Annotated in this window: 7 protein-coding genes; 4 read left to right on the top strand and 3 right to left on the bottom strand. The window is 72.9% G+C overall.

Translation table 11 applies throughout. The features are described 5' to 3' along the window. Positions 1–419: 419 nt before the first annotated feature. Positions 420–1,292 carry an SGNH/GDSL hydrolase family protein gene (locus F9B98_RS09090; protein ID WP_150956286.1) on the top strand — a complete coding sequence of 291 codons (873 nt, stop codon included), beginning with the start codon at positions 420–422 and terminating at the stop codon, positions 1,290–1,292. A gap of 5 nt (positions 1,293–1,297) precedes the next feature. Beyond that, the gene (locus F9B98_RS09085) at positions 1,298–1,975 is read left to right on the top strand and encodes a hypothetical protein (protein ID WP_150956283.1); all 678 of its coding nucleotides are present in this window, start codon (positions 1,298–1,300) and stop codon (positions 1,973–1,975) included. Positions 1,976–2,008: 33 nt separating this feature from the next. Here F9B98_RS09085 and F9B98_RS09080 read toward each other — a convergent pair whose 3' ends face one another. Both F9B98_RS09080 and F9B98_RS09075 read right to left on the bottom strand, forming a co-directional pair. Continuing rightward, positions 2,009–2,818: a TrmH family RNA methyltransferase gene (locus F9B98_RS09080; RefSeq protein WP_150956279.1), complete on the bottom strand. Its 810-nt coding sequence runs from the start codon at positions 2,816–2,818 to the stop codon at positions 2,009–2,011. 153 nt (positions 2,819–2,971) lie between these two features. Beyond that, complete coding sequence (locus F9B98_RS09075) at positions 2,972–4,174, bottom strand: amidohydrolase family protein (protein WP_150956276.1); 1,203 nt, start codon at positions 4,172–4,174, stop codon at positions 2,972–2,974. Between the two features lie 119 nt (positions 4,175–4,293). Here F9B98_RS09075 and F9B98_RS09070 point away from each other — a divergent pair, with 119 nt between their 5' ends. Beyond that, a complete protein-coding gene (locus F9B98_RS09070) occupies positions 4,294–5,142 on the top strand; it encodes a Sir2 family NAD-dependent protein deacetylase (RefSeq protein ID WP_150956273.1) in 849 nt (282 codons plus the stop codon). 125 nt (positions 5,143–5,267) lie between these two features. Continuing rightward, on the top strand, positions 5,268–5,855 hold the full coding sequence (locus tag F9B98_RS09065; protein WP_150956270.1) for a histidine phosphatase family protein: 588 nt from the start codon (positions 5,268–5,270) through the stop codon (positions 5,853–5,855). Here F9B98_RS09065 and F9B98_RS09060 read toward each other — a convergent pair. Further along, on the bottom strand, positions 5,852–6,667 hold the full coding sequence (locus F9B98_RS09060) for an HpcH/HpaI aldolase/citrate lyase family protein (protein ID WP_150956267.1): 816 nt from the start codon (positions 6,665–6,667) through the stop codon (positions 5,852–5,854). The two genes, F9B98_RS09065 and F9B98_RS09060, sit on opposite strands and share 4 nt — an antisense overlap. Positions 6,668–6,682: the final 15 nt, after the last annotated feature.

Below are 6,682 nucleotides of genomic sequence, written 5' to 3'. Positions count from 1 at the left end.
GACCGGGCCGGGGCTCGCGATGCGCGGCGCTCCGTCGACCGGCGCCGCGCCTGCCTGAGGGAGGTTCGGGGTGCGGGCTTCTTCTTCCAGCATCGAACCTCCATCCTTCGCGAGCGCGAACATCCACGATAGGTCACTCGCGCGCCCTCCGATGCGGGGTGTGGACAGCCGGCCGCCGCCCGCACGTCGGTCGCCGCCGGCCGAGCGGGCACGACGCAGGACTCCCGGCATCCCGCCCCCGCGTTCCCCCGAGTTCCCGGGCACGGCCTCGCCGGGCGCGCCGGATCTCCTGCGTCGTGCACGTCCGCGCGGCCCGCGCGCCGCCGGGCGGGCCGGCGACGGAGCATCCCGGGGGCGGCCCGAGCGCCGGGCCCTGGCGATGTCGGAGGCCGGGGGTACCGTGGAGGACGGAGGTTTCGATGACTCTCGATCCGCACTCGCCCCGCACCTCGTCCGCGTCCTCAGCCGCGCCCGACAACGCCGGCCCCCACCCCTGGCGGCGCTTCGTCGCCCTGGGGGATTCGTTCACCGAGGGCATCGGCGATCCCCTGCCCGACGGCGGCCATCGCGGCTGGGCCGACCGTGTCGCCGAGGTGCTCGGCGCGCAGGTCGACGACTTCGCGTACGCCAACCTCGCCGTGCGCGGGAAGCTCATCGCCCAGATCGTCGCCGACCAGATCGAACCGGCACTCGCGCTCAAGCCCGACCTCATCACCCTCTCGGCGGGCGGCAACGACGTCATCCGCCCCGGGACGGACCCCGACGTCGTGTCGCAGCAGTTCGAAGACGCCGTCCGACGCCTTCGACGCGACGGCGCCACCGTCGTGGTCTTCACGGGCGTCGATACCGACTTCACTCCGGTGTTCCGCGGCATCCGGGGCAAGGTCGCCATCTACAACGAGAACATCCGCTCGATCGCCGACCGCTACGACTGCGTCGTCGCCGATCAGTGGGGCTTGAAAGAGGTGCAGGACATGCGCTTCTTCGACGACGACCGCCTGCACTACAACTCCCTGGGCCACCACGAGATCGCCCGCATGGTGCTTCGCGCGCTCAACGTGCCGAACGACCTGGAGCCGATGCAGGCGGGCACCCAGGCGATCACGACGTGGCGCGCCGCGCGCGAGAAAGACCTGGTCTGGGCGCGGTCGTACCTCGTGCCGTGGGTGCTGCGGCGTCTGCGTCACCAATCGTCGGGCGATCACATCCTGCCCAAGCGCCCCGAGCCGCTGCCCGTGGTGACGCTCGCCCCGGGTCAGGACGCGGCGGCCTCCCGCGAGACGCAGGTCTGACGACCGTGGCCCCGCTTCCCGACGCAGTGACCGCGCTGTTGCGCGCGGCCGATTCCGACACGCTGCTGCGTGACGCCGAGCACCTCGCCGAAGGGCTCGACGCCGCGGGCTGGACACCCGAGGTCGAGAGCGGGCGCTTCGGAGCCGACGGCTGGGATCTGCTGTCGTCCGCATGGGCGCCGAACGTCTCGGTGTTCTTCGACGGGTCGGAGCGGTCGGTCCGCGAGGCCGCCCTGGCGGTCGCCGCGGCCCTGAAGGCCGAGCCGCACCGGTGGACCTTCGACTCCGAGGGACCGGACTGGTCCACGTGGCCCGTCGACGACGAGCGTTGGGGCACCGACGACATCGACTGGCTCGTGTGGGAGGGGGCGGATGTCATCGTGACACTGTTCACCGCCGGCGAGACCCCCGCGGGTCCCGGAACGCTCCCGGCACACCTGCAGCTCGCGATCGAGCGCGGTGACACCCCTTCCGAGGGTCTCCCCCGCGACGATGACCGCGCGCGGCGCGTGCTGCGCGAGGGCTCCGTCGTCGACAGGTGGTATCTCGCCGGCGAGCGCGACCTTCCCGCCGAGGTGATCGAGGCGCTCGAGAACGACCCCGATCCGCGCGTGCGCGCCGCGGCCGAGTCGGAACGCTGGATTCGCGAGCGCTCGTTCAGCGGGCCTCCGCCGGCGGAGTGACGTCGGCGCGGCGGCGTGGGCCCGCGCCGGGCGTCAGCCCCGGCGACCTCGCGTCAGTTCCCACAGCGCCACCGCGCTCGCCGCGGCGACGTTGAGCGAGTCCACTCCCCCGGCCATCGGAATGGTCACGACCGTGTCGGCGGCGGCGAGCGCGCCGCGGCTCAGGCCGTCGCCCTCCGAACCCATCAGCAGGGCGACGCGCTCGTGCCCCGCGGCCGAGAACGCATCCAGGCTCACCGCGTCGTCCGACAGGGCCATCGCGGCGAGATGGAACCCGGCGTCGTGCAGCAGCGGCTTCGCCTCGGCCCACTCGGGCAGGCGCGTCCACGGCACCTGGAACACCGTGCCCATGCTCACGCGAACACTGCGGCGGTACAGCGGATCGGCGCACCGGGGCGTGATGAGCACGGCATCCGCTCCGAGAGCCGCCGCGGAACGGAAGGCCGCGCCGATATTGGTGTGGTCCACGATGTCTTCGAGCACGACGACGAGCCTCGCGTCGCGGACGACCTCGTCGACGGATGCCAGGGCCGGGCGATGCATCGACGCCAGCAGGCCCCGGTGCACGGTGTAGCCGGTGACCTGCTCGGCGATCTCCGCCGGGACGACGTAGACCTCGGCGTCCTCCCCCACCAGCGCGAGGGCATCGGCGAGGAACTTCTCCTGCACGAGGACCGAGCGCGGCCGGTGCCCCGCGCGCAGGGCGCGGTCGAGCACCTTCGACGACTCGGCGATGTACAGCCCGCCCGCGGGCTCCGACACGCGTCGCAGGGACACGTCGGTCAGGTCTCGGTAGTCCGCGAGGCGCGGGTCGTCGGCGGAGTCGAGCGGGATGACGGGCATTCCCCCATCCTCCCAGCACGTCCGGTCCGCACGGTGAGCGTCCAACGCGCCACCCCGCGGTGACTGTCCCCGACACCCGGACGAATCCCGAAACCGTCCGGGTGTCCTGGACACTCGACGAAGGGGGGCCTCACCCCGCGCGGAACCCCGACCTCATGCCACGTGCAGCGCGCGACCCCCGGCGATCACCAGGGCCCGCTCGGGCTGGCGGACGAGCGCGTCCAGGGGGTTCTCGGCATCCACGAGCACGATGTCGGCGCGCGCGCCCTCGACGAGGTCGTGCACATCGCGCCCCACGGCCCACGCGCCGGCGCTCGTCGCGAGCTGCACCACGCGCAGCAGCTCGTCGTCGTGCATGAGGCCGCCGGCGCGGGCGTACTGCCAGGCGATGCCGAGCGTGTCGCCGGTTCCGAACGGGCTCCACAGATCCCGGATGCCGTCGGTGCCGAGCCCCAGCCGGACTCCGGCCGCGTCGAGCTCGGCGAGGGGCAGCTGGGCGAGCCGTAGCGGGGCGACGGTGGTCATCGAGACGCCCGCCTCGCCCATCGCGGCGAGCAGGTCGCGGCGGCGGGCGGGGTCGAGCTGTGCGACGGCGAACCCGTGGGCGATGGTGACCCGACCTCCGAGGCCGAGGCGCTGCGTGCGGTCGACGATCAGCTCGATCTGGAACGCCCCGAGCTCGGCCGGGTCGTGCAGGTGGATGTCGAGGCCGACGCCGGTCTCGGCGGCGAGCGCGGTGAGGGCGTCGATCTGGCCCACCGGGTCGCGGTCGATCGAGGCGGGGTCGAGTCCCCCGATCCCCGTGACGCTGTCGCGGGCCGCGGCCTCGCGCAGCAGCTCGAGCACCCCGGGGCGTCGGAGCACGCCGTCCTGCGGGAACGCGACGATCTGCACGTCGAGGGCGCCGCCGTACGCCGCCACCGCCTCTTCGACCGCCTCGATCCCGCGCAGTCCCACGCTGGTGTCGACGTCGACGTGCGTGCGGATCGCGGTGGTGCCGTGGCGCACGAGCTCGCGCAGCACGAACGCCGAGCGCTCGAGGGAGGGGATGCCGAGCGCGTCGCGCTGCTCCCGCTCGTGGCGGATGCGTCCCTCGGTCGAGCTCTCGCCGCCGTACGACTGCCACGGCAGCCCCCACCACGACTTGTCGACGTGCGCGTGGGCGTTCACGATGCCCGGCAGGGCGAGGAGCCCGCGCCCGTCGAATTCCCGGATGCCGATGGGATCGGCGGCGGCGGGGGTGATCGTGGTGATCCGCCCCTCGTCGATGGCGATGTCGACGGGGTCGCCGCCCCAGGGCCGCACGCGGCGGAGCGAGGTGACGTCGAGCATGGCGGGCCGGGGGAAGGAGCTCATCCCCCCAGTCTCCCTTTCGAGCGCGCCACCGAGTGACACGGGCCCGCCGAGGCGGAACCCGCTGCACGCGCGAGCCGGTGTCGGTGCCCCGCCATAGACTCGATGAGACGGAGGTGTGCATGACCGACACGACGCAGGATGCCGGGTTCTCGGCATCCATCGATCGCGCCGTCGACGTCCTCGCCGGGCGCAGGATCGCCGTCCTCACGGGCGCCGGTGTGTCGACCGACTCCGGGATCCCCGACTACCGCGGAAAGGGTGCTCCCACGCGGACGCCCATGACCGCGCAGCAGTTCCTCTCCAGCGCCGACGCGCGCCGCCGCTACTGGGTGGGCAGCCACCTGGGGTGGAAGGTGTTCGCCGCCGCGCAGCCGAACGACGGCCACCGCGCGCTCGCCGACCTCGAGGCCGCGGGGGTGGCGAACGGGGTGATCACGCAGAACGTCGACGGTCTGCACGTGCGCGCCGGCAGCGGCCGGGTCGTCGAGCTGCACGGCACGATGCGCCGGGTCGGGTGTCTGCAGTGCGGGCAGGTGTTCGACCGCCGTGATCTGGCCGAGCGGGTCGAGGCCGACAACCCGTGGATCTCGCTCCCCGAAAACGTCGAGCTCGGTCCCGACGGCGATGTCACCCCGGCGAGCGCCGACGGCTTCGTCGTGCCGGTGTGCTCCGTGTGCGGGGGAACGCTCAAGCCCGACGTCGTGTTCTTCGGCGAGTACATCCCGGTCGAGAAGTTCCGCGAGGCCGAGCAGCTGGTCCACACCAGCGAGGCTCTCGTCATCGCCGGTTCGTCGCTCGTGGTCAACTCCGGCATCCGGCTCGTCGAGCGGGCGCGTCGCAAGCGCCTCCCCGTGGTGATCGTCAACCGCGGCGAGACCCGCGCCGACCAGCGCGCGGCGGTCAAGATCGACGGCGGCACGACGCACGTGCTGCGGGCGTTCGCGGATCGGCTGCCCGGACTGCTCTGACGCCGACGACACCCGCGGCGGCACGAGCGACGTGCTGAAAGCCTCCGCCGATCGGCTGCCGGACTGCTCTGACGGTTCGTCCGCCTCCCGGCATCCGCTCCCTCCGCGCCGGTTAGGCTCGAGGCGTGACGATTCTTACTCTGGTGCGGCATGGCGAGACGGCGTGGAACTACGAGGGACGCATCCAGGGGTCGACCGACATCCCCCTGAACGACACGGGTCGTGTGCAGGCGCGCGGCATCGCCGAGACCCTCGCCGCGGAGTACGCCGGTCGTGAGGTCGTCGTCGTCTCGAGCGACCTGGGTCGTGCCGCCGAGACGGCCGACATCATCGCCGCAGCTCTCGGCACCGAGGTCTCGCGTCGCTTCCCGGGCCTGCAGGAGCGCTCGTACGGCGAGGCCGAGGGCATGGACGCACCCACCTTCTACGACACCTACGGACCCTGGCACGCGGCCGATGTGCCCGGTGCTGAGACCTGGCCGGTCGTGCGCGAGCGTGCGCTGGCCGCGCTCGCCGAGGCCGTGGCATCCGCCCCCGATGGCGTCGACGTGATCGCCGTCGCGCACGGGGCGCTCATCCGCGAGGTCATCATGTTCGCCACCGACGGGGAGTTCCCCCGCGAGGGCGAGCGCCTGCCGAACTGCTCGGCGACGACGTTCCGCCTCGACGGCGATCACTGGGAGATGCTGGCCTACGCCGGCGTCGCGAGCTAGAGAATCCCCGCCCGCGCCACCAGCGACCGGGCGTGGCGCAGGATGGGCTCGTCGATCATCCGCCCCTCGAAACGGAACACTCCCCGCTCGCCCTCGGCCGCGGCGAGCACTCCGCGCGCCCACTCCACCTGCTCGGGGGGCGGCGCGTACGCCTCGCGGATGGTGGCGACCTGCCCGGGGTGGATGCACGCGGTGGCCGTGAATCCGGATGCCACGGCATCACGCGCCTCATCCGAGAGCCCGTCCAGATCCGCGATGTCGACGTGCACGGCGTCGATGGCCTTCTTGCCGAAGGCTCCAGCGGCGAGCAACACCCGGGCCCGCGCGAGGCGTGCGATGTCGCGGTACGAGCCGTCGTCGCGGCGACTCGAGGTGCCGCCCAGGCTCGCCACGAGGTCCTCGGCACCCCACATCAGCGCGACGACCTGCGCAAGCGCGGCGAGATGCTCGGCGGCGACCACCCCGCGGGCCGTCTCGCACAGCACGATCACCTCGTACCCCTCGAGCGGGGTGAGCGCTGCCGGGTCCTCGGCCTTCGCCACCATCACGCGCCGCACGCGGGTCTGCGCGATAGCGACGAGGTCGAGCGCGAAGTCGGGCGTCTCGGGTCCGTTGACCCGCACGATGACGCGCTCGGGGTCGGGGTCGGCGGCGATCAACTCCGCGCGGGCGTGCGCCTTGGCATCCGGGGCGACGGCGTCTTCGAGGTCGAGGATCGCGGCATCCGCCCTCTCGAGGGCCTTCGACAGCCGCTCCGGTCGGTCGCCGGGCACGAACAGGAGCGCGGGGCCGAGCGAGAACGACGCGCTCACGCGGAACCCCCGTCG

The sequence above is a fragment of the Microbacterium testaceum StLB037 genome (genome assembly GCF_008763945.1).
Taxonomy (GTDB): Bacteria; Actinomycetota; Actinomycetes; order Actinomycetales; family Microbacteriaceae; genus Microbacterium; species Microbacterium testaceum_G.
This window is presented reverse-complemented; position numbering and strand designations above follow the sequence as displayed.